This window comes from Sphingobacterium sp. JUb20 (assembly GCF_004342035.1).
GTDB classification, from domain to species: Bacteria; Bacteroidota; Bacteroidia; order Sphingobacteriales; family Sphingobacteriaceae; genus Sphingobacterium; species Sphingobacterium anhuiense.
The window spans coordinates 121,785-145,796 of record NZ_SLYV01000003.1; the positions used below are offsets into that span (position 1 = coordinate 121,785).

Here is a 24,012-nt window from a genome sequence, read left to right on the forward strand (position 1 = left end):
TGCCAAGCAAAACGAAACACTAATATTAAAAATGGCCATAAAATTTTAAAAAAAATATTTAGTAATTAGGGACATTCCTATTTTATAAGCGTCATCAATACGACACATTAATTCTTTTTTGTACGTAATCTTGCATCGATTAAAAAAATAAAAGAGTAAGCTCCATTAAGTTGCAATAACTTATAAATGTCAACGAGAAGGTAATTGAGTGATATCCCATTAGGCAGATGTTAAGTATCGGCACGAACGTTATCAAATGGTCAGATATGCCACCCTTAGAACGGGAATGGTCTATACAGCAAAGTTTATTTTAATCAAATGAGCACGATTTTATGAAGTTTTTACCCTTGAACACATCAGTGCTTTTAGATTTAAAGCGTAACGGTTATAACATTTTGACATCTAAAAATACAGTTGATCACGAAAGTCCGACATGGTATCCGTTAACTGTATTTGATGTCAATGATTATCTTTTAAACTTGGACTGCAAAGCAAGCTCTGCTCCAAAGGAAGAACCTAGTATATTAGTTATCGATGATGCACTTAAAAACATAGATGAAGAGCAGCTTCAGGGCGAGGTATTTATTGAAATAAATCATTTACAGGAATTGCAGGATAAAATCAATTTCTATGGTAAGCAGTATACTTGTATCTCCAATCGAGAATATTACGATTTTGCATTCGATCCAAAGCGGGTGCTAATACGCAATTATGCCTTGCGTTCTGGTAATCACCTCCTTTATTTTGCTTATATCAACTTAAATTATTCCAAACATCTATTCGATGAAATTCAGGATATTGAAGAACTTGCCCATTCCTTAATATGTTTAGATGAAACGCAGGCTAAAGAATGGTTAAGCACACATGATATTACTGTGGTGCAATCAGATATTTCCATTTATGATAAGGATGCTATTTTAACCATTCCTTCTTGCGGAGAAGATCAACAAATAACAATTCCTTTAAAAAATAAAGATGAGCTGGTTTATAATTTGATGCACACAGAGGATCTACTGCAACTCCGTGATCTATTTTGGATAGACCCTCGAATACAATAGTACTTCATTATTTCCATATTTATTTGCTTATGTTGGGATTGAGCAACTGACAGACGAGGAGGACCAATTGTTGGCCAATATCGATTAGGAGACAAGGACGTTAAATACTAAAAAAATATAGTTGAGAAACCTGAGTATTGGTTTTATAAATTTGTTTATGATGCTTTGAACCAATGGTATCAGAATACGTAGCTAGTAAAAGAAGAATCACAATATGATCTTTATAAGGTGGAAATTTCATGGAACTAGGGCAGCGGCTGACGATAATGAACTTTATAATAGGGGAATGAGGTAATCATGCTCTATTTCGCGTGATTACATTATATTATTATTTTATCAAAAAGATATGCGCCAATTTTATTATTTACTTATTAGCTTTATTTTTCTGTCTCAAACCCTTAGTTGTCAAAATTCGTCATCTCAATCGATTTATAGTAATGAATTTAAGTGGTCGATAAAGATTCCAGAAAATTATAAAAGTTTAAGTCCTACAGAAGTAGAAAAATTAAATGATTTGGGCAAAAGTGGGATAGAGAATACTTACGGTGAAAAAGTTACGAGTAATCCTAAAATAATATTTTCGTTTAAAAACGATGAGTACAATTTTGTGCAAGCAAGTTGTCAAATTTATGATCGAGTGAAAGATGGAGATTTTGGAAAATTATGTGCCGGGATAAATAAGGTCTTGTATGAGACCTGTAAGCATCAAATTCCAGGTGTGAAAATTGATACTACTAATGGAATTGAGAAAATAAATAATTTAGAATTCCATAAATATAAAATGGTATTGCACTATCCCAACGGACAAGTACTCCATTGGATCACCTATGATAGATTATTTGATGAAAAGTTTTTAACCATTAGTGTTACATATATTGACAATGACAAGGGACAGGAGGTCATTCGCTGCTTGGACAATTCAAAGTTTGGCAAATAAAAAAGCAACAAAACCTAATAACTGTAAATACCAGTAAAACCTTTTATAGTATTTCAAAGTTAAATTAAAAAGAGCAATTGAAAGTGAGAACTAATAAAAATTTAAATACAATTCTTATTACTCTGTATGCCTGTTAGCAATGATATTGATTATTTCAAATATCGCTGAAGTCTACTTTATCAAACTTTACTACAAAAGACTCTGTTTAACCACATTAAAAAATAACCAAATGACTAAAATGATCTATTATATTATGTACTGCGTAGTAATATTTGATTTTGTGCTAGATTCATGCCGTACGGAGAATCGTAAAGATGTCTGACCTTAATTAAAATAGATAGGGATAATCTGAGTGAAGTAGCAAATTATCCTGTTATAGGCACTGTAAATCTTTAACTTGAGATCTACATGTTTTTTCCTACCTTAATATAACTAAAAGCTGAATGCGAAATAGCAGCGTTACATAAACCACCTCAAGCAGAGTCTATTGTAATCACATTTATTATTAAGTCCCCTTTCTATTTACAGTTTTATTGTATATTAATAGCTATACGTGGAAGTATCTAAGAAATACGATGAAATTTGAAGATGCGCTGTATAAAGTAAACGCTATCCGGCACGGTACCGCGGGGTAGTCCGGTCAACTATTATTTTAAAGCACTCCGCTTTGGGTACACAAAGGATCACAGACTGGCCCTGAGAGTAGGGTGGGCAAAGCGAACGATTCGGGATTTTTCCTCTGGTTTTCCTTTTTTCGTAAGAAAGGGACATCCTTTGGCAAAACCAGTTCATTTTTATTTAGAGTAAAAAGGGAATACTTAACTACTTAATAGTATTCAAAATGGTTTGGCAGATAATCTATATTAAGTATCTCAGGTGGAAATCGTGACATATAGTACATTTTCCGGATCTTTTTATATTTTAAAGAATCTACTCCGGTAGCTTTGTCTAGAAATTCCAGATAGGCATCTTTATTTGATCCTTTTATTTTCTATATCTTGTCGCGGTATTTTTTTTAGGCTTTCTTGAGCTTCTCCGGATACTTTGTAGGTTTACTTTGAGCATAGGTATCATATTCTATACTATAAAGCCTAAGATCCGATAGGTCAATTTTAATATCCCTTTCAGATTGGGAATATACAGCTGCTGAACTGAATATCATTAATATTGCCGGCGATAATATCTTGTAAAAACTTTTTCTTTTCATCTTTTTTAATTTAAATATACAATTTTTATTTTGGACGATAACAAACCCTATTATGCCATACTATATCTTGGCATGTAGGTATAGCGTATCGTAATAGAGAACATCAAGCAGAGAAATTGGTTAGAAAATTTTTATGGCCATTAAATACCGATCCTAATCTAAAATAGCATGCACTCTAGCTTGTTGATGATCCGCTCGAAAGGTGGGAGTATAGCCATACGATAAAATATACAACAGTAAAAAATATACAAAAGTAAGGGACATTTCTTTTTTTGAAAAGTCTTACTAAACGAGTAACTATGAAATTCATGGCTAAACTTCTCAGATTCGGTTAGTTTAACATTTTATTCTGCTGAATGTTCAAGTAGCCTTAGAGCCGATTTTTTGTACTGTATGTTAAGTTTTAAAAAAATATGAAAATAGAAATACAAGCATTCACTTTTGTTGACTAGCGGGTTGTTCAAGAATCAAATAAACAAGCAGGTGCAACTGTGGTCGAATTGGCTGTAAATGAGTAAGTTGTTGCGATAACGAATACGGCTAGAGGAGAAGATTAATAAATAGAATATAAATTAAATTAGATTATGGGAAAATTTATAATTAAAACGGCTACTAACGGTCAATTTTATTTTATTTTAAAAGCTGCTAATGGTCAGACCATTATTACCAGCGAAATGTACACCAGAAAAGGAGGATGTAGCAGTGGCATTAATTCTGTAAAGAAAAATGGAGTTTTGGATGGCCGTTATGAACTGAAAACTTCCAGTAACGGAAAATATTATTTCAACCTGAGAGCAAGCAATGGTACGGTGGTTGGAAGTAGTGAAATGTACAGATCTACAGAAAGCAGAGATTATGGTATTGCATCGGTTAAAGAGCAAGCACCAAATGCCTCTATAGTGGAAGAATAAATGGAATATCACGAATTAATAAAGCTTGCCAAATAGCAGGCTCTATTAATCTGAAAAGCCATGGGTAATTTTGAATGCTATAAAAAAAATCTGCTGATATCAGTTGGGAATTGGGCAGTATGCAAAGCGGTGTGTAATAAAATAACTTTAAATATGAAAAATATTATTTATCTGATTTTTCTTTCGATTTTGTGTTTTGCAATCGGATTCTTATCTTTTTCTTCTATAGAAACTTATATGCTTAAGGTTTTTAAAAACTACGATCTAACATATAGTCACTTGAACACGCAGTTTTTACACAAATTAGCATTTTCTTTTATTTGCAGTATTTTACCCATTGGAATCAATACCGTATGGAGAACAACCTCCACTGAAAAAGGTGCTTCCAAGTTTATCTCCCTTCTGTTGTTCTATCTCACTATAGGTGTATTCTTCCTAACGCGCTATTCCATATTGAAAACAGCATTATTGTCTCAGGAAGAATCCGGATCTTTGATTTCAATATCCTTCGAAAACTTAAATTTTCCACTTTACATTTTTATTGCAGAAATCTTGGGGTTTGTTGTCATGTATTTATTTTTGAAATACAACAAATCAAAAGCATAAAAAAGGTATTTGAACTATTTATAAGATCGGATTGGCCGTCTGGTTTTGTAAGTTGAAGTATATATAGATGAGATCATATTTTTAGCATAAGTCTCTGTTGGGATCGCTTACTTTAGCTCCTCAGCTATTGCAATTTTTTCATTTAGGATGCTATCTATCCACTGTATTAGATATACAGCTTAATTTTTTTGTGTAGTCATATGATCTTGTCTTTAAATTAAAGGTGTAAAGTCTTTCAGGCTGTCTATAAGATTCAAAATAGAAATCAAAAGAACCACCCACTATACCTTTGCCTGATATATATACAAGACGATCTATACCGCTGGGATAATTCCATCCGTCCACTATATTCCATGACGCGTATGTCCCAAACTTATAAGCTATCTCTTTGCCAATTGTAATTATATCTGACAGATACATCCTTATATATTGTTCGTTTTTTCCAAACGGTACTATTGAGCTTACTTTTTGGTTATAAGAGTATCCTGTCATGATATAATATAAGGTTCTCCAGGGAAATCTTTCATATAAATTTTCTCCATATCCCGGATTGAAAGCATACTTTGTCCGATATTGACTACATTATTAGTTGTAATAAAAACGCTACTGTGGTTTGCAAGTCCAATCCATATATTTTTTCTTATGTGCTTTCTTTCTCTCAGCATATTCAGGATCATTCAACTCTCTGTATGTGTCATATATGATACTATAAGTTCTTAATTTTTGAAATTCATGCAAAATACCTCTCAAAGAAGTTTGCGCAACTAGCGGTATGCTGAAGACCATTAATCCGAGGAAAATGCTACTTAGGATTGAAGTGTATGACTCTTGTCGCACCTAAACTGTAATGTTCCATTTTTGAATAAAATTAGTGTCTGAGTCCGTATCCCTTTTGCTATTATTGCTAAAACAACACTTATCATTAAATGATCAATTGCCCATCTGCTCAAGTAAATAAGTCTATGCAGTGTTAGTTTTTTAAAACGTCTTGAAAAATTTCTTGCTCATTCTGTAATTTGATAGATTTATGACTATTCTTTTTTAATGAAATTTCAATATTTTCCAACTTTTTAGGCAGAACATTTTTATCCTTTTCAAATATGTAATAGTTAATTACACGATATAGATCTAATTTCGAAATCGTATAATGATATGGATCAAAGGGCAGATCTTTATTTACATAGCTGTACATTAGTAGTTCTTTATCAAGCTCTGTATTTTTTATTGCATTATTGATATAATTTTTAAATTCTTTTGAATTACTCTTAAGCTTTTTTATATAGCCAATATAGGAATGATAACTAGAATCCTTTAATTGCTTATAGCGATCAGGCTTTTTCAATGTATACTCTTCGAATTTTTCGTATTGACGTTTAGCAGTTATTAATCTGCTTATTTCCAATTCGAACTTGTCTTTACTTCTATTTTGAGAAAAAACCACTGGGAATAATACCAAAAATGCTAGTGTTGTAATTACTCTCATATTAAATTTTTTATTTCTGAACAAATAGATTCATCATGTATTTAGGCCAGGCCTTTGGTGGCTCTATGGCACGGTGCAACTTACACTACTTATCTAAAAAAGCAGAAACAAAATTTCTGCTTTTTTAATCAACTTTGAATAATATAATTAATCCTTTAGTAAGTGCAACTGTATTTATTCAAAAAACTGGCTGTTCCTCAGAATCGGCAGAAAAATCATTTAAATTTATATTCCTTAATCTGATCGGCTTTATATTTTAAAAAAGGGACATCTTTAGGCTGTATTAATTCTTCTTGATTAAGAGTAAATAGAGAATATTTGACAACTTTAAAGTACTCTAACATTGTAGGCATCTGACTTAGTCTAACCTGCAACCATGGTCCATAGCTCGTATATTTATATCCTTTTTCATTTTTATACTTCAACGAATCAATTCCTGTCGCTCTTTCTAAAAATTGTATATACTTTATTTTATTTGGTCCATTCTTTATTTTAGCTATTTGATCCTTGTACTTCTTTTCTGCGATTTTCATTTTATCAGGATATTTAGTTGGCATACTTTGATGAAAAATATCGTACTGACTACTATATTCGGCAAGACGCAAAATATCGATTTGAATATCTCTTTCACTTTGAGCGAGTAGTGTTGTTGTACCCATAATATTTAAAATAAGGAATACAAAAAAGTTTGAAATACTGCATTTATATTTTTTCATGTTCAGTTATTAATAATTTTTAAAAATAGTAATTTATTTGGGACGGTAGTATACTCTGTTATAACGTACTGTACCGTCTGGAAATTTTGAAGATGCAGGAGTCACTCCATATTGTTCAGGAATGTCTCTGGGATGATGATAAATAATACCATACGATTCACCCATTTTACTGCGAACTTCAGTTGCATACCCATTAGCATCGACTTTTGTAACAATAGCGGAATATGTAATCGCGGATTGGCTATTCTGATCATAATAAGTCCATTTATAATAACTAATTTTATCACCTACTTGGACTGCCTCATTGTTGGGAAATTCCCGATAATTAGAAAGATCAGAGAAAAATATGATTTTAGTATTCCCCATGGAGGATTAAGAGTAACTTCTACGACCTTTATAAAAGAGTCCGATACGAATTTTACCTGCGCCTTAGTAAATGTTGCAAATAGCAAGCTTACGAATATAAAAGAAGAGATAATTGGGATCATAATCTAAATTTATAAAAAACTAAAATTTTTAAATAATTCATAATCGCTAAAATGAACATTTGAACCGAATCTATGATGAAAGGTAATTTTTAGGTGGTTTTATGATTCAATAGCCACAGCTCTGATCTTGGATCAGGTCTGTGGTTGTTGCTACAAAATTGAGTAATTTGAAAAATAAATAATCAAATATCCACCGCTTAAATTATATTACAATTTACCTTTTAAAAAGGGAATATCTTTGGGTAATATAAGTTCTTCCTTATTTTTTTTATTTCAGCATATTCAGGATCATTCAATTCTCTGTATGCGTCATAATTGACACTATATATTCTTAACTTACAGGTTATTTAAAAGGTGAGGTAGGTCTTTTTCTAAGTTTTTCTTTATAGCGTAAGAAGGGAACATTTTCTGGGCGGATTAATTCATCCTTATTTAATATGAAAAGGGAATATTTGACGACCTTATAATATTCAAGTTGAGTGGGTAAACTTCTAATAACCTGCATTTCTACAGTGTTCATTGCAATATAATTCATACCAGGTACATCCTTATATTTTAATGAGTCAATACCAGTAGCTTTATCTAAAAATTTTAAATATAATGCCTTATTTGATCCGTTCTTTATTTTATTAATTTGATCTCTATATTTCTTTTCGGCAATTTTCATTTCCTCTGGATACTTCGTTGGCATACTTTGTACGTGTGTATCATATTTTATACTGTAGTTACGGAGTCTTGATAAATCCGAGCGTATATCTTTATCCGTTTGAGCGACTAATATTAATGGAGTACAGATAGCGATAAAAGCAATGAAAATAATTGCTATTTTTTCGTATTTTTTCATGTTAGATAATTTTAAATTTTTAATCAAAACTTATTTAGGACGGTAGTATACTCTGTTATAACGTACTGTGCCGTCTGGAAATTTTACAGATGGAGGAGTTACTCCATATTGTTCAGGAATGTCTCTGGGTGATGCGTTATGATGCCATATGTTACTCCCATTTTGCAAATACTTCTGTTGCATATCCGTTATCAACCTTTGTCACAATAGCAGCATTAGTATCATCCTTGTCTCTGAATCAGTCCAGCCTAAATACAGCGCATAATTATCAATAGTTTTTAACTTGTCTCTCCAGTCATAGCTTGTAAGCTCATTATCACCGATTTTTCTTGTCTGGATTGAGGTCCTGTAATTTATATTCGCAGGTATAATTGTCCCTTTAATTTGATTTTTCTGCGTGATAAAGTGTCTAGTGACGAAGTTGTAGAGATTGACACAGAGATTACTAGTACTGTAACGAATATGGTTAGTGATTGAGTGTAAAGAGAATGTTTAAGTAACAAAGTGATGGAGTAATGGTGTGACAAGTTCTAGCAGATGCATTAAAATGTATTATGAAGAATCAGAACTATTAATAATAGATATATAAAATAATTGGTGTTTTAGTACTATCGATAATTAACTGTAACCTCTGATAAAATTCTATGTTTACCATTGGGCATCCAAGGCTCAAACATATTGGACTAATCTGTTCGTTGTAGGGCATACCACCATACGTATGTAAAACTATTCTTCTTTTGAAGGCATTGCTGTTTGAATCTTCAAGTCCGTGAAGGTTATAAGCTTTTCCAAAATTACCTAAATAAGCGTTTCCAATAACATAGATACCTAAAGAAGTAGCAAACGATCTGGGTTGGTTACTAAATTTCAGTATACCACTTCTTCCTGTTTCGGAGCCTGAGCCATGAGCTACCAGACCCTGGTCCACTATTTTGTGCCGCTGCAGGTCAACAATAAAAAAACGATTTTTCCCAGAAGGTATTTTCATATCTAAAAGAAAAGCTATAGATGCATTATATTGTCCACTTGTTTTAATAAATTGTTTTACCTTATCGATCTCCCTGTTTAATCGTAGTGTGTCCCCTGTGTCGATTTTTTGAAAAGGCAATTGGCCTGATGAAGTATTTACATGAGTTTTGAACGAAACTAGCAAAACTGCCAGAATAATAACCAGGACTTTGTAAATACGTTTTCTAATTAAGGGTAAATTAGTGATTTGTAACATAAAGTGGTCCTTTTGAACGAATTAATTTTGATTGCACAGTTTTTGTATATTTTGTTTATGTACAGGTCATTACATGTAATATTTTTTTGCTATTCATTCAAGGAATTAGATTAATTAACAATATTTTCCTTTTCCAAGTCTCTGACCAAATTGTAATAGGTCTGTAAATATACAATGTCCCTAGAAAGTGTTTAACTTTTGAGGAGCATTGCAACTGGATGTGTTCTTTTATTTTCTTTATAAAAGTTTAATATTTCTTGTTCGGATCATTCACCCCTGTACCCTGTACATTCTGAAATTTTTGTACAATAGCATCTTTGGTATTGGGAGACCCTCCGTCGAGAGTACTTAATATCAGTAATTCATGCTGATTATATTGGATAAGGACACTGGGGTTAGATATTTTTCCATTTCTTGGGATAACGACGGTTCCACCATCCCTACATCCCATAGGTAAGCTCTGTAATGCCCTTATCGCCTCTTTAAGATGCTCCTCACTGTCAAAATAGAATCCGAGCAGTGTTTTATTAGGTTTGGCACATTTCCATGAAGAAGCTTTATCAAAGATATCTGTTTTACAATATGTTCTGAGTTCCTTTAGCCACATTTTACCTAACCTGAGAAAATCCGTTTTACTTCGATCAGACTCCAAATCTGGATCTACCCGTCCGTTATCAATGATTTCCGCATACACTTTTTCATAAAGTGTATGCTTGGGATTTTCCTGTGCGCTGGCGATCTTTAGCGTTGCAATCAGCATTGCTATAAACATAATTAATCTTTTCATATCCGATAATTCTAATTATAAATTCTATTTTGGGTCTATTCTTTTCAGCGGTGGATGTAAAGACTTTTCATAAATAATTTTAAGTTTTCCCGCTCTAATAATTTCATTATAATCTTTTGAACCAGAGAGTTCTAGTATGCTCTTCTTAAATTTGGTATAATCTAAACCATAGGTATCAAGAACTGCAATACAGCCCAGATTACCATCGTCACATGTTGAAAGATCGCTAGGACCGATATGGATCAGGTAATTATCATAGACCCAAAACGCACCATCTGGATAATGTGGATTATCCGGCATCCATTCCATAACGACCCTCGAATCATAATTTGCCTTGCCCACCACGGTCTCTGGACCAGTCTCTGAATCTTTGTGTACCCCAAAACGGAGCGCTTTAAAATAATAGTTGACCGGACTGCCCGCCGCCACCGTGCCATCTACTGTCACTTTATACAGAGGAACTTCAAATTTTACTGTGCCTTTTGTATACTTCCATGGATAGCTATTGATATACTGAAAACCGTCAGGCGTACCTGAAACGGTAATAGTCACCGGTCTTATCAATCTGGGGACCTCTTTGGTACGATACCAATTCGCTGCATCTATATAGAACTGTTTATCTGCTTCGAAAATGATTGGCTGCTCGATTATCCAATCTGTCGTCTCTCTTACACCACAGCAGTATGAGGCCTCTTTGGATCTCATTGCAAGCAATGTGCTTGTGTTTGGGACTGGCTGCAAATTATATAAAAGATCATCTGGCAAAATAGGATATATATAATCAGCTATACAGATAGCACCACCACAATTTTTATCTAATATTTCTTCAAGCTTATCTTGGTGCATAGGAGCAAAAATTACTGGACCAGAGATACGATCTATTGCTTCTCGATATCTATCGACAAGGAATGGATCGTCTTCTAGTGCTGCTTTTGAACTTATTTTTGGAAACAGTACTTCTTTCTCCAGATCCTTTTGGCATGAATGTAATATCAGCATGGAGATCGAAATAATAAGGAGAATTGACCCCGACCTAAATAAATTTATTTTCATTATATCAATAATTTGGTAAATAATTCTTAGGAAACGATCTTGTTTTTTCTTACTCGATAAATAGGACGGCTGAGATTATAGAATGTCCCGTAATTAATTAAACCCTTTTATCCAACATCCTGAACATTGGAGGAAAAGCTACATTCCTATAAATAATGCCGAGCACCAAGATATTGATATTCTTTTCTTCAAACTTCTAGTTAGTCCTGTCCATCAGCAGAACCAGCTTTTTCTGGCAAGAGATTAAAGATGAGTTTGGTAACCATCTCCATCGGCAGATTTCCCTGGGCCATAAAACGTCGGATCCGTCTTTAATTACTCATTCTAACTACTTTGCCGTCAAATCCAGAAGAAAGGTTTGTTAAATTACGGGAAAATTTGTAATTAAAACGGCTACTAACGGTCAATTTTATTTTATTTTATTTTAAAAACTGCTAATGGTCCCATTATTACCAGGGAAATGTACACCAGAAAAGGAGGATGTAGCAGTGGCATTAATTCTGTAAAGAAAAATGGAGTTTTGGATGGCCGTTATGAACTGAAAACTTCCAGTAACGGAAAATATTATTTCAACATGAGAGCAAGTAATGGTACGGTGGTTGGAAGTAGTGAAATGTACCAATCTACAGATAGTAGAGATTATGGTATTGCATCGGTTAAAGAGCAAGCACCAAAGCCTCTGTAGTAGAAGAATAAATGTAATATACATTCGATAAACAGTGGAGGACGCTAGGACTTTTAGCACTAACGCTAGGTATTACGTTTCTTTTTTAGAATATTATGACAGATGTCAATTTGCGATATAAAACTTTTTTGAGATAATTGCTCGGAGCAATGAGAATGCTCTTGGGGATTTGTAAGAAGCTAAAAACTACATTTAAGATAACATCTAAAATAAAACCAAAGATATGAAAACAATCTTTAAGTAGTAATTAAAGCATTTTTAATGTCGCCGGCTAATTAATTTCGAAGTTTTAAGGGACAATTCTTCTTTTCAACCGTTTTATATGAATAGAAAAATTTGGTAAAAGGCCGTTGAGATTTCCCTCCTCTCGCGGTCTTTTTTTTAAAATTAAAATTTTAAATTTTTTATATCATGGTCAAATAAATTCCAGTATTTTGCTAATCACCGTGTTTAACAAGAAACGTCCTGTCAACATTATTGACTATGTGCTGAGACATAATCACACCATACCGATCTTGAAATCGTCAAGAAAGCATTCCGTAAGTTACGGGAAGAACGCAAAAAGCGCGAATATGACTACCGTTATTTTGAAAATGTGCATGCCATCACCTTTCCCGCATATTCCATTATATACAAAGACAAATTAGGATTACTTGAAATGCGGCGTATAGTCCACATATATCAAAGACGCTAATTTTCTCTGTAGACGGGTGATGTTTTTTTTGAACCGTTCTATGTTGATTAATATTATAGATATATCTGTGTCACTATTAAAAGATCATTTTTTATGTCAAACCAAAGTCTACTTTTTTGATCTTGTGCGATGGACAGTACAGATTGTATGTTCAGTATATTTTCTTGACTTAATTCTTCAAACAGAAAATCTTGTACATAACCAAAGGTAATCAAGAATACTAAAGTTAAAATAATGCGTCGTAAATACTAAAGTTAAAATAATGCGTCGTAAATATTGTTTGGCATTCATTATGGTCGGTTTACTGGCTTGATTTAAGATTTTACCCCTTAATATTTAAGATATTCACCCTTCATAATGGGGTTTATGCCTCAACTTTGGAATATAAACCAATAAAACTAATTATAAATTAAATCCAAAAGTATGGCAAAGATTTACACGGTCGGACTATCGGCTATGATGCTATTTACGGTCGGTACTATTAGTGCGCAGCAAAAGATTTCGGTCTCTGGACGCATTACAGATCGAGAAGGGAGTGCATTGTTGGGCGTGACTATCAAAGAGAAAGGAGGGGCAGCAGTGACCTCGACTAACAAAACAGGGGATTTTTCAATTTCTGTACCATCTCATGCAACCATAATAATTTCTTATGTGGGGTATCAAAGCCAAGAAATTAATGTGAGTGGTAAAACACGATTTACCATAGCTTTAACGGAAGCAAGTGCTGCTATTGATGAGGTTGTAGTAGTGGGGTATGGAACACAGAAAAAGGCAAATTTAACGAGTTCAGTATCAACGATTGATGAAAAGGTATTTGAATCTCGCCCGATCGCCAATGTCATGTCAGCGATGCAGGGAGCTGCTCCCGGCCTTGTTGTTACCAGGTCTGGAGGACAACCTGGAGGTGAAGGTTTCTCGGTAAAGATAAGAGGTGATCTATCTACTGGTTCTTCCAATCCATTGGTCCTTATTGATGGTGTACCCGGTTCTTTAACGTATACGAACCCGGATGATATTGCGAATATTTCTATTTTAAAGGATGCATCAGCCACAGCAATATATGGTTCGAGAGGTGCGGCTGGTGTAGTGTTGGTGACGACCAAATCTGGTAAGGGCAAACTCAAGGTGAACTATCAAGGGATGTGGACGGTTAAAAAAATGGGATTATTTCCAGAGCGAATTAGTAGCTGGGAAGAAGCCGAGATGCAAAATATGGCTCGAATCAATGCTGGTCAATCTCCGGATTGGAATGAGGAGCTGATTAATTTAATGAAAGATCCGAATCAATATTATAGGATAAATCCGACGACGCCAACAGTTTATCAATATTTTGGTAATTTTAATTATCCTAAGCTATTATTAAAAGATCAAACTACCCGGCTGAATCAAAATATCTCCATATCTGGTAGTACGGAAAAAGATAATTATTTATTTTCGTTAGGATCTGTTGCCGATAAAGGAATCTTTAAGATGGGACCTGATGACTACAAAAGGCTCAATGGTCGATTTAATTATCATCGAGAACTTTCGAAGACCTTTAGTTTGGATTCCAAATTATTATACAGTAGATCGGAACAGAATTCAAGTGTCTTGGGTGCAAGTAATGATTATGGATTAATTTACAATATTGTTTCTTCTCGCAGTACATCTCCCATATATCTGCCTGAAAGTGGAGATAGTCGTTATGCTGCTGGAAGTGCCGCTGGTGAAACTGTTGGGTTATTGAAAGATGGCGGACGAAACAACAATGTGGTGCAAGAGATCGGAGCGAGTTTTGAACTTGGTGCTGCTGATCTTTTCACAGAAGGTTTGAAACTACGCGTTTTGTACAGTCCAAGAATCTTGATCGAAAATTCAAATAATACGCGTATACCTGTTCCAATGTATAATCTGAGCGGACAAGTTGGTTGGGCCGGAGGAATTAATTTAAATTCAATCAGCAAAGGACGTGGACAAACGATAACGAACAATTGGCAGGCTGTCGGTGAATATAACCGAACCTTTAGTGAAAAGCATGAGCTCTTGGCAAGAGGTGGTTATCGGTATGATGATTACCATTATGACTATGTCAGTGCTTCTGCATCCAACCTACCTACTGATGATGTTTTAGCTTTGAGTCAATTTGGAGATAAAAACAATACGGCAGTTGGAGATAATATTCAAACGAATACGTTGATCTCATTTTTTGGAACAGCTCAATACGTTTTTGATCAAAAATACATCATTCAGGGAACGTTAAACAGGGAAGGAAGTTCTCGACTATCACCTGACAATCGATGGATTACTTTACCTGGAGTTTCGGCAGGCTGGCGTATCAATAATGAGTCCTGGTTTGGCGGTGCTTCAACTATTTTTAATGAACTGAAACTACGCGCAGCATGGGGTAAACAAGCTAATGATCCGAATAGTGACAATCCGCGTGGATCTAATTACGACTACATCAATTCATTATCTAAAGGGGATACTTATCCGTTTAATAATGTACGTAATACCTACTATTGGATCGGTACTGCAGCTACTCCTTTAAGAACATGGGAGAAAGTGACAAATACGGATCTCGGCTTGGATTTTACGATATTGAATAGAAAATTAGAAGGTTCTTTTTCTTATTTCTGGCGTGATACAAAGGGCACCTATGGTACAATAACGCAGCCAGGGGTTTTCGGAATAGGCAGCCCAAGTTCTAATATCGGTGATTTTAAATCGTGGGGATGGGAACTGAGTTTAAATTGGAGGGATAAAATAGGGGAAGATTTTAATTATTTCGTAGGGGGTAATTTTTCTGACAATAATAATAAAGTCACTAAATTTTTGAATAGAACTAATGTTGGTTCTGGTGTGGTTTCACTGTTAGAAGGTTATGCTAAGAATACTATTTTTGGATATCGTACCGACGGATATTTCCAAAATGACCAGGAAATTAAAGATAATCTGGTCAATCATCAGAATGCAATGCTTGCTCCTGGTGATATTCGTTATGTTGATATCAACGGGGATCAGATTATTAGTACCGGTAAGGGTACGTTAGAAGATTCTGGAGATTTGGTTTATCTGGGAACGCAAAATCCACGTTATTCTTTTGGGTTAAATATAGGTTTTAATTATAAAGGTTTTGATTTTAGTGCGTTTATTCAAGGCGTGGGTAAACGCGAGTTTCTATTGCCTTCTGTTTTAACATTACCGTATATCGAAAGCTGGCGCCAAGCTTGGGAAATTCATAAAGATTATTGGACACCAGATAACCCCAATGCGAGGTTTCCAAGATTAGTAATGGGAGGGGGCAGCAACGCACGAATCTCTGATAAATGGGTGGTAAATGGTGCATATGCCAGAATGAAAAACATACAATTGGGCTATGTTTTACCCAAAGATCTGACTGCAAAAATTAAAATTGAACGTTTAAGAGTATTCTTTTCTGGCGAGGATCTGTTTGAATTTAAAAAAGCTTGGAATCCTTATTATGACCCTGAGACACCTAGTGGTCAGGCTTTTGGGTATCCATTCTTTCGTTCTTTCACTTTGGGATTAAATGTTACATTGTAAATTACAGAAAATCATGAAAATAGTAATAAAAAATTCAGGAGCTCTTTTAAAAGGAGTGACTCGATTGGGATTATTTGTTTTGTCAACAAATATTTTGTTTTCCTCTTGTATGAAAGACCTCGATAATAAGTATGATGAAACACGTGTTACGGATGCATCTTTCTGGAAGACAGAGCAACATTTAATGATGGGTGTAAACTATCTGTATACTTTTTTACCTGGAATATCAGAAAACAATTCCGCAAACTGGTCCGATGATTCCCGCTCGACAGATAATAATTCGATTAGTGACGGATCGCGGCTGGTGCCTAACAGTAGTGGTGATTATACTAATAATTATCAATTGATCCGTGCTGTAAATACAATATTAGAAAAGAGCCAAAAAATGGGTTTAGAAGCTCATGTTATCGCGAAGTATAATGCAGAAGCCCGATTTTTTAGAGCTTATGCCTATGGAGAACTGTTGAAACGTTTTGGAGGTATGCCAATTATAACACGGACAATGGATCTTGGAGATGAACTCTTACAGGCTCCAAGGGGTTCAAGAGATGAAGTTGTTACGCTCATTTATGACGATTTGGATTATGCGATTCAGAATCTTCCTGAAGCAGGTGCGGCTAAAGCAACTGAATATGGACGCATTAATAAAAGTGTAGCTCAAGCGCTTAAAGTGAGATTGGCACTTTTTGAAGGAACTTTTACAAAATATCATCAAATAGGAGATCCCAAAAAACATTTGGCCATTGCAAAATCTGTTGCAAATGATATAATCTCAACGGGTTACTTTAAGCTTTTTACCTATTCTGCAGATCCAGAAAAAAGCTATTACTATCTTTTTCAAAAGGAAGGAAATGGATATAGCAATAAAGAAAATATTTTATCTCGTCTCTATGGTAAAGATATGACCGATAAAATTTCTACGCATAATTATAGTAGAAATATTGAGCAAGGTACAATCACTGCTACGCGATACTTAGTCGATTCTTATCTGTATTCGGATGGCCTACCCAGAGAAGGGGAAAATAGATCACCATTTTACAAGCCAAGTGTCAGTACGTTAACAGAATTTGAAAATAGAGATCCCCGTTTAGCAATGACCGTATTTAAAACTGGCGATAGTTATATCAACGGGAGTACCTATCAACCGATGTTTTCTTTTTCACAGACGGGGTATAAAACTTTTAAATATTTTAATGATGTGGACTGGGTCAACCAAACTAGTTTTGTTGAACATAAAATAATTCGTTATGCTGAAGTTTTATTATCTTATGCAGAGGCTACGTTGGAATTAGATGGCGTTATTTCTGACGGAGACCTTAATCGTTCTTTAAATTTAGTTCGTGAGCGAGCAGGTATGCCTAAATTAACAAATGATTTTGCTGGAGTACATGGCATGCATATATTAGATGAAATCCGTCGAGAGCGAAGAGTCGAATTTGCTCTTGAAGGGGCACATCGTTACTGGGATATTATTCGTTGGAAAGTAGCAGAAAAAGTACTGCCTCTTCCTACTTTGGGAATTCAATTTTTTAAGAATGAATATGCACAGCAACCTGTCGTTAAGCTTACACCTGAAGGATATGTGATCGCTCAAACTGCTGAGTCGAGAAAGTTTGATCCAGCTCGGGATTACCTATGGCCGATTCCGGTTGCGGAGCTATCCATAAATCCTAATTTGGTTCAGAATCCAGAATGGAAATAACATTGTCTTTATGAAATAATACTTTAACTACTCGAACAAATTACTGTTCGAGTAGTTATTACTTTGGTAATTTGTTTGTACTTTAACAGGGTGGCTTAGTAATGTTTGGTATATAGTAGATGGTTTAATATATTATTAAAAATTGTAAAAGAAATATAGATGAATATGCATAAGTGTTTAGTATTGAATTGGATCGTATGTATTGCTCTTGTAGCAGGGGCATGCCAAAGTAAAAAAGGTTTTGTGAAAAATAAGTTAAGCCTTGATCAAACTTTTATCAGGGAAAATTTGGAAGATGCCAGAGCGCAAATCAGTTATTTAGGTTCTTCTTTGAAAGAGGCTGATATCCCCACGAGCTTCAAAAATGGTCAATATGTGAATTGGGGGTCCAGCTGGTGGTGCTCAGGTTTTTATCCAGGTACGGTATTATACCTTTACGAGTATTCAAAAGACGTGAAACTGCTAGATGAAGCTAAGCGGAAATTAAAATATTTAGAAAAAGAAAAGAATAATAAAGGGACACATGATTTGGGTTTCATGCTGTATTGTAGTTTTGGAAATGCATTGCGTTTGACTAACGATTCGGTAGCCTATGAAAACATTCTGAGTACAGGAGCGGCTTCTTTGGCCACACGATACAGTGATACTACGAAGACAATTCGCTCGTGGGATGGAAAGCCATGGACATACCCCGTAATCATTGACAATATGATGAATTTGGAATTTTTGTTTGAAGTATCTAAAATTACAGGTAATAAAAGTTATGCTGACATTGCCATTAAACATGCGGATGCTACGATGTCCAATCATTATAGGAAAGATTTTAGTTCCTATCATGTGGTTGATTATAATAATCAAGATGGAAGTATCATCGCTAAAAAAACTGCTCAAGGTGCTTTTGATGAATCTGCCTGGTCAAGAGGTCAAGCGTGGGGTCTATACGGTTATACCATGATGTTCAGGGAAACCCGCGATAAAAAATATTTACAGCAGGCAAGAAATATCGCTCAATTTTATCTGAACCATCCCAACCTTCCTCAAGATTTAATACCTTATTGGGATATGGATCAAAATAAATTGAATTCTTCCAGCAAATATTATGCGCAGAAAGATTTTCGCGATGTGTCAACAGCCGCGATTATGGCATCGGCTTTATTGGAATTGGCACAATACACAGGATCTGAAGAAAGTCAATTTTATTTAAGTAAAGCAGAGCAGATGTTGCGGTCATTATCTTCTAAGCCTTATAAGGCAGATTTTAAGGAAGCTGGAGGCTATATTTTAAAACATAGTGTAGGGTCTATTCCGCATAAAACTGAAGTGGATGTTCCATTGACATACGCAGATTATTATTATGTTGAAGCACTGATACGTTATAAGAGATTATTGGACGAAGAGCCAAATAGCTAAAAATGACTATCATCAAGCCGTGATCAGAAGTGTAGGAGATACGACTATGTTGAAGACCTTTTTACAAAATGCACTGACAGATCAAATACATAATTGTGAAATGTTTATGAAAGGTATAGACTATATTTCTTATGACGAAGCAAATTAGTCTCCATATAGCCACCATTTTATAATTAAATTGTCTGGATACTCCATATGGCCAATAATTAAACAAATCATTATTGAAAAACTGAAATAAATCCAATAGATCATAAAATAACATATAAAAGCCATTCTTAACAGAATGGCTTTTATATGTTTTATACCATCCTTACGGCTTCCTGTATTTTTTAATCAGACCGATCATCATAAAATCCTATTTCAGCAACAGCTGTTATTGGAGCCAATGCTTTGAGTGCAATCCGGAATTCTTCCTCAACGATTCGCTTACCAGTCAACCAATAAGCTTCGTTATTTTTTATAGTACGTACTGTTAAGAATTCTGTCTGCATTCTTTTTTAGCCACTTTTCCATATGTGGTTTCAATAGGGCAAACTTAAACTCATCTATTTTAAACTGCTTTATTGGACTACCCATACATTTTTTTTAATAAAATCAGATACGTATTCTAAATCTTGATTGCAATCATACAACTCAATTGTATCTTTTTCATGATTACCCTTTATTAAAAGAAAATGAGCTCTTTCCCAACGACTAGGTCGGGTAATTGATTTATCACTAATCGATAAAATCATATAAATCGGAAGATCTGGGCCAAAATATCTGGTAGTTCTTGTTTTATGCGTTTCGATTTTAAGTAAGATATTTTTTTCCAGAAGAGGGGTTTTTAAACTATTGGCTAGTTCTTGAACATCAGTGAAGATTAACCTCTCGAAATCTGATTTAAACTTCTTGAATTTAGCCCAATAAATGTCGTATTTTAGAAGTTCTTTTACCCTCTTTTCTCTTTTTGTTAAGTCTCTTTCAATGCTTTCTTTATCAAACTCTAAAAGTTTTTTTTCTAGTGATATAATAAGATCATTCATATCTATTTATTGCTAATTTTTATCTCAATTTTTTAACCGCCCCACTTTCCATTAATGATTTCATCTGCGTGATTGCCACCTTATTCAATTCAATAAGTCGATCACTCTGTGACAATCCCTGTTGGATGAGTAAAGCATTGATGCTTTCGAGATTGCTCAGTACAACCAGTTGCTCTATTGTTGCATCATCACGCATATTTCCTTTTAAATTCGGATTACTTTCACGCCATTCCTTAGCTGTCGTACCAAAAAGAGCGGTGTTAAGTAAATCCGCTTCAGTGGCGTATACAAGGCCAGCCTGTTGTTTTGTTATTTCTTTGGGTATTAGATTTTCTTTAATAGCGTCAGTATGGATGTGGTAATTTACTTTTGCCAATGTTCTTTGCAAGTTCCAATCTAATTTTAATCGATTGTTTTCTTCGTCTTTGAGACGTTGAAATTCAGTGACTAAGTATATTTGAAATTCTGGACTTAACCACATAGCAAAATGAAATGCGATATCTTTATGTGCAAATGTTCCACCATATCTTCCGGCCTTTACAAGCATTCCTGTAGCCTGTGTTCTTTCGACCCATTGCCCTACAGACATGATGAATCTATTTGTTCCGGCTTCTTGTCCAATTACCCCGAATTCGGGGTAATTAAAATTCGAGTTATTTATCTTTTCCCATATACCGAGATATTCTAATGTGTTCTTATTACTAATCCATTTCCCTATCAGTCCACTACCTTCTCGGAAAGAGGATGTCATATCTGTCAAGTTGATCTAATCTGTTTCATTTTGAATGATAACTGATATTTTTGATTCTTTAACTTGTATTGTTCTACTCTTACTCATAATCTACCCGTGTTCATAATTGGTCATAAGTGCTACTTTTTGTGCTGTCTTTGAAAAATCTGCTTTAAATTTCTTGAACTTAGCCCAATAGATTTCATACTTTAGATGTTCCTTTTCCTTCTTTTCTCGTCTTGTTAAGTCTCTTTCAAAATTTACTTTGTCAAATGCTAAGAGACTTTTTCCCATTGATTTAATAAGATCATCCATATCTATTTATTATCCATTTTTCTTAATCTGTTATCCTTATCCGTGATGGCGAAGAAAATAACGTAAAACCAGCTGAAAATTCCGTGAAGGATGGCATATCCTAGAGATCTATTTCTGTCCCAAGAGGTTACTACAGCTATAATTGAACCTAGTCCAACTCCTGATTGTGTGATTGCTTTAACAGTGGTGTTTGCGGCTTCCTGTCCAAATACAATTGTAGTCATTGACAGAAGGAATACAAGTATTGTTAGTTTTTTCATGTTTTTAAACTTACTGTTCTTCGTTATTATCTGGCTTAAACACCTTTTCGTCTTGTTTTGAAATGAGGATAATTAATTCCTCTTTGGTTAATAATGAATATTTGTCTAGGTATTCATGATGGATATAAATTTTTTGATTTTTATATCCCCCAATTGATTCAATTATCTTATTACGTGGTGGCTTTCCTAAAAGACTCGTTATTTCAGAAGTGTTTTTATTCTTTACATCTTCACCCATTGCATGGTGAATTAGTTTTGAAGTTGTTGGTTTATTCAGAAAACCTTCCATTATAAGTTTGTCTAGTGCATTTGCTAATAGATTAGAACTATCATTTAATGAGACATTTTCAGACTCTTTGATAATTTTACGAGTAGCTGCCGGCAGTTTGCTAATATTTATTTCCTTATTGGAGAATGATACGAAATCAGTGTATTTTACTCCCCATATTTTTGTAGAAAGATTATTTGCACTATCAAGATCTAGTTTTTTCTTACCAGTCTCAAAAGCGCTATATTCTGTTTGATCAATACCAGCAACAGTAGAGATTAATGATTGTGATAATTTGAAATTTAATCGTAAAGTTTTTAATGCTTTTCTAAACTCAATGCTAGCCATACTAAAAAAATATTATAAAAATAGACGTAAGAATATTTGCTTAAGTCTATTATTGTATTTACCTTTGTTATAGAATATTAATGCGACAATAGTGATTAGGGTAGTTCCTAATTACAACGATGTCTCTCGTGCGAAAAACCGCTACTTTTGTCCGCGAGAAGACCGTAGGTTCGCCATTTTCTACTGGAAATACTATCTTTACAGATATAAACCAGTAGGGCGGATCTGCTATAAGTCTTCTTGATGACAAAATCCGAATCTCGTGTAGGTTTGGTGTGGGTTTACTGTAGCGGTTTTCCAGATCAAGGAGCATGTGGATCCGACCTATTGTTATTTCAATAGATCAACCTCCAAGCTTCCAGAGTGCACATCGTTCACATAACCAAAAACAATTATGATTGAACAAAAAGTAACCACCCACAGAACCATTAACGACATAATCCAGGATTATAGTCATCGGTTTGCTTATTTAAAACTTTTAAAGAACGTTATTCGAGCTCCACAGTAGCTCGCTAATAAAAAAACATATTGCCAAATAGGTTAGGGGAAACTAGTATCAAATCAAAAGGTGCGCAAATAGTAGAAAGCATGGTGTGATGCCCATACCTGATACTAAAAAATGCGAGCTCTTGACAGGTTATTATCAGCTTCTTACCATTCCTGAATGGTTTTATGTTACCGACTTTTATTTTATTAGTGCACAATTATATGCTCCAACAAAAAGAGGATCGGAGGCCTACTTTTCTTTTTCCACTTTAAAAGTACAATCTTTCCCTTAGTTAAGCAAATAATGTTCGTTAATATTTTATCGTAATACATTAATATTATAAAAGTCGGTTTTGTTCTTTAATCCAAATTATGCAATAATGAAGACCATTATTAACCAATTGACGAAGACTATATAATTGCATTTTCATTCTTTATTTTTTTAACCTGGTTTCCTTAATGCCCATGCTATGTCTAATCGGGTAGGTTTTAAGGGAGCTAATTTAAACACTAAAAAATGCAAAAAACTTGCAAAGGGGACAGCTATGCGCTATCCAGAGAGGAAGAAATGTTTTCGTATTTGAGTGAAAAACTGGTCGACGTTATCAAAAAACCAACTATGATAACACTCTTACAAGAACGATTTTTTAAGACGCCTGAGTCATCATCTACCCAGAGCTCCAAGCAGTCGGCGATGAAATATCTGATGCGGGAAAGGCCGCCACAGCGCTATTATTCGTTGATGATACGCTTATTAGAGCCTTCGGATTCTTTTAGCTCAGTGGTTCGAAATGACAGTACCGATGTACTTCGGATATCACTGATCAATATGGCCATTTATGAGATCTATCTTTTTGCACTGGGACTGCCGGCAAACTTTCCGACCGATCAGATACTGATCTTAGGAGAGCATAGTGAACAGTTTTTACCCAAGTATAAAGGTGATCCTATATCCACTTACTGCTATGAACTGACGGTACCCGCACGGACAGAACGGGAAGAATACTGCCAAAGGATATTGAATGATCTGAATGAGCACTTTGGGATTGATGTACGGGTCGAAAAACTCACCATTGTCAAAGACAGCAAAAAAGTACTGACCATCCGTGGTGAGTCTGTCGAATTGCTATGGGAAGAACAGCTCACAATGGTTATGAAAGCTAAGGCTACAGTAGAAAAGAATCAAGAACTCATATTAGAAAAGAATTAAATAAAGTTTCACTACCTGTGG

At 34.6% G+C, this 24,012-nt stretch carries 23 protein-coding genes; 9 read left to right on the forward strand and 14 right to left on the reverse strand.

Features of this window, described 5'->3' with window-relative positions:
* The first annotated feature begins 332 nt into the window (after window positions 1-332).
* From EDF66_RS06460 to EDF66_RS06475, 4 genes are all read left to right on the forward strand, one after another.
* Window positions 333-1,058 carry a hypothetical protein gene (locus tag EDF66_RS06460; RefSeq protein WP_132841417.1) on the forward strand — a complete coding sequence of 242 codons (726 nt, stop codon included), beginning with the start codon at window positions 333-335 and terminating at the stop codon, window positions 1,056-1,058.
* Between the two features lie 346 nt (window positions 1,059-1,404).
* The gene (locus tag EDF66_RS06465; RefSeq protein WP_132841418.1) at window positions 1,405-1,995 is read left to right on the forward strand and encodes a hypothetical protein; all 591 of its coding nucleotides are present in this window, start codon (window positions 1,405-1,407) and stop codon (window positions 1,993-1,995) included.
* Between the two features lie 1,791 nt (window positions 1,996-3,786).
* The gene (locus tag EDF66_RS06470; protein ID WP_132841419.1) at window positions 3,787-4,113 is read left to right on the forward strand and encodes a YegP family protein; all 327 of its coding nucleotides are present in this window, start codon (window positions 3,787-3,789) and stop codon (window positions 4,111-4,113) included.
* Window positions 4,114-4,266: 153 nt separating this feature from the next.
* Complete coding sequence (locus EDF66_RS06475) at window positions 4,267-4,719, forward strand: hypothetical protein (RefSeq protein ID WP_132841421.1); 453 nt, start codon at window positions 4,267-4,269, stop codon at window positions 4,717-4,719.
* Window positions 4,720-5,689: 970 nt separating this feature from the next.
* Here EDF66_RS06475 and EDF66_RS06480 read toward each other — a convergent pair.
* The 8 genes from EDF66_RS06480 to EDF66_RS06510 all read right to left on the reverse strand — a co-directional run bounded on the left by EDF66_RS06480 (window position 5,690) and on the right by EDF66_RS06510 (window position 11,261).
* Window positions 5,690-6,202, reverse strand: a complete 513-nt coding sequence (locus tag EDF66_RS06480; RefSeq protein WP_132841423.1) for a hypothetical protein — start codon at window positions 6,200-6,202, stop codon at window positions 5,690-5,692.
* A 215-nt stretch (window positions 6,203-6,417) separates the two neighbouring features.
* Window positions 6,418-6,918 carry a hypothetical protein gene (locus EDF66_RS06485; RefSeq protein ID WP_132841424.1) on the reverse strand — a complete coding sequence of 167 codons (501 nt, stop codon included), beginning with the start codon at window positions 6,916-6,918 and terminating at the stop codon, window positions 6,418-6,420.
* A 33-nt stretch (window positions 6,919-6,951) separates the two neighbouring features.
* Complete coding sequence (locus tag EDF66_RS06490; protein ID WP_132841426.1) at window positions 6,952-7,284, reverse strand: hypothetical protein; 333 nt, start codon at window positions 7,282-7,284, stop codon at window positions 6,952-6,954.
* Window positions 7,285-7,749: 465 nt separating this feature from the next.
* Window positions 7,750-8,250, reverse strand: coding sequence for a hypothetical protein (locus EDF66_RS06495; protein ID WP_132841428.1), 501 nt, complete (start codon window positions 8,248-8,250; stop codon window positions 7,750-7,752).
* 30 nt (window positions 8,251-8,280) lie between these two features.
* Window positions 8,281-8,433 carry a hypothetical protein gene (locus tag EDF66_RS26060; protein WP_165902389.1) on the reverse strand — a complete coding sequence of 51 codons (153 nt, stop codon included), beginning with the start codon at window positions 8,431-8,433 and terminating at the stop codon, window positions 8,281-8,283.
* Window positions 8,434-8,821: 388 nt separating this feature from the next.
* On the reverse strand, window positions 8,822-9,475 hold the full coding sequence (locus EDF66_RS06500; protein WP_132841430.1) for a murein L,D-transpeptidase catalytic domain-containing protein: 654 nt from the start codon (window positions 9,473-9,475) through the stop codon (window positions 8,822-8,824).
* Between the two features lie 247 nt (window positions 9,476-9,722).
* Window positions 9,723-10,262 carry a hypothetical protein gene (locus EDF66_RS06505; protein WP_132841431.1) on the reverse strand — a complete coding sequence of 180 codons (540 nt, stop codon included), beginning with the start codon at window positions 10,260-10,262 and terminating at the stop codon, window positions 9,723-9,725.
* A 24-nt stretch (window positions 10,263-10,286) separates the two neighbouring features.
* Entirely contained in the window at window positions 10,287-11,261 is a 975-nt protein-coding gene (locus EDF66_RS06510; protein ID WP_132841433.1) for a hypothetical protein, read from the reverse strand.
* A 514-nt stretch (window positions 11,262-11,775) separates the two neighbouring features.
* On the opposite strand from EDF66_RS06510, the gene EDF66_RS06515 reads away from it, so the two are divergent.
* The 4 genes from EDF66_RS06515 to EDF66_RS06530 all read left to right on the forward strand — a co-directional run bounded on the left by EDF66_RS06515 (window position 11,776) and on the right by EDF66_RS06530 (window position 19,349).
* The gene (locus EDF66_RS06515) at window positions 11,776-12,000 is read left to right on the forward strand and encodes a DUF1508 domain-containing protein (protein WP_243656002.1); all 225 of its coding nucleotides are present in this window, start codon (window positions 11,776-11,778) and stop codon (window positions 11,998-12,000) included.
* Between the two features lie 1,117 nt (window positions 12,001-13,117).
* Window positions 13,118-16,237: a SusC/RagA family TonB-linked outer membrane protein gene (locus EDF66_RS06520; protein ID WP_132841435.1), complete on the forward strand. Its 3,120-nt coding sequence runs from the start codon at window positions 13,118-13,120 to the stop codon at window positions 16,235-16,237.
* 13 nt (window positions 16,238-16,250) lie between these two features.
* The gene (locus EDF66_RS06525; RefSeq protein WP_165902390.1) at window positions 16,251-17,939 is read left to right on the forward strand and encodes a RagB/SusD family nutrient uptake outer membrane protein; all 1,689 of its coding nucleotides are present in this window, start codon (window positions 16,251-16,253) and stop codon (window positions 17,937-17,939) included.
* A gap of 159 nt (window positions 17,940-18,098) precedes the next feature.
* Window positions 18,099-19,349, forward strand: a complete 1,251-nt coding sequence (locus EDF66_RS06530; protein ID WP_132841438.1) for a glycoside hydrolase family 88 protein — start codon at window positions 18,099-18,101, stop codon at window positions 19,347-19,349.
* A gap of 329 nt (window positions 19,350-19,678) precedes the next feature.
* Here EDF66_RS06530 and EDF66_RS26065 read toward each other — a convergent pair whose 3' ends face one another.
* From EDF66_RS26065 to EDF66_RS06555, 6 genes are all read right to left on the reverse strand, one after another.
* Window positions 19,679-19,840 carry a hypothetical protein gene (locus EDF66_RS26065; RefSeq protein WP_165902391.1) on the reverse strand — a complete coding sequence of 54 codons (162 nt, stop codon included), beginning with the start codon at window positions 19,838-19,840 and terminating at the stop codon, window positions 19,679-19,681.
* A gap of 69 nt (window positions 19,841-19,909) precedes the next feature.
* On the reverse strand, window positions 19,910-20,374 hold the full coding sequence (locus EDF66_RS06535; protein WP_132841440.1) for a hypothetical protein: 465 nt from the start codon (window positions 20,372-20,374) through the stop codon (window positions 19,910-19,912).
* A 19-nt stretch (window positions 20,375-20,393) separates the two neighbouring features.
* A complete protein-coding gene (locus EDF66_RS06540) occupies window positions 20,394-21,134 on the reverse strand; it encodes a KilA-N domain-containing protein (protein WP_310438550.1) in 741 nt (246 codons plus the stop codon).
* Window positions 21,135-21,215: 81 nt separating this feature from the next.
* Window positions 21,216-21,419 (reverse strand): hypothetical protein, encoded by a 204-nt coding sequence (locus EDF66_RS06545; RefSeq protein WP_132841444.1) that lies wholly within the window; start codon window positions 21,417-21,419, stop codon window positions 21,216-21,218.
* 2 nt (window positions 21,420-21,421) lie between these two features.
* Window positions 21,422-21,679 (reverse strand): hypothetical protein, encoded by a 258-nt coding sequence (locus EDF66_RS06550; protein WP_207898492.1) that lies wholly within the window; start codon window positions 21,677-21,679, stop codon window positions 21,422-21,424.
* Between the two features lie 10 nt (window positions 21,680-21,689).
* A complete protein-coding gene (locus EDF66_RS06555) occupies window positions 21,690-22,295 on the reverse strand; it encodes a helix-turn-helix domain-containing protein (protein WP_132841446.1) in 606 nt (201 codons plus the stop codon).
* 1,003 nt (window positions 22,296-23,298) lie between these two features.
* Between EDF66_RS06555 and EDF66_RS06560 the strand changes: the two genes are divergently transcribed.
* Window positions 23,299-23,991: a hypothetical protein gene (locus EDF66_RS06560; protein ID WP_132841448.1), complete on the forward strand. Its 693-nt coding sequence runs from the start codon at window positions 23,299-23,301 to the stop codon at window positions 23,989-23,991.
* The last annotated feature ends 21 nt before the right edge of the window (window positions 23,992-24,012 follow it).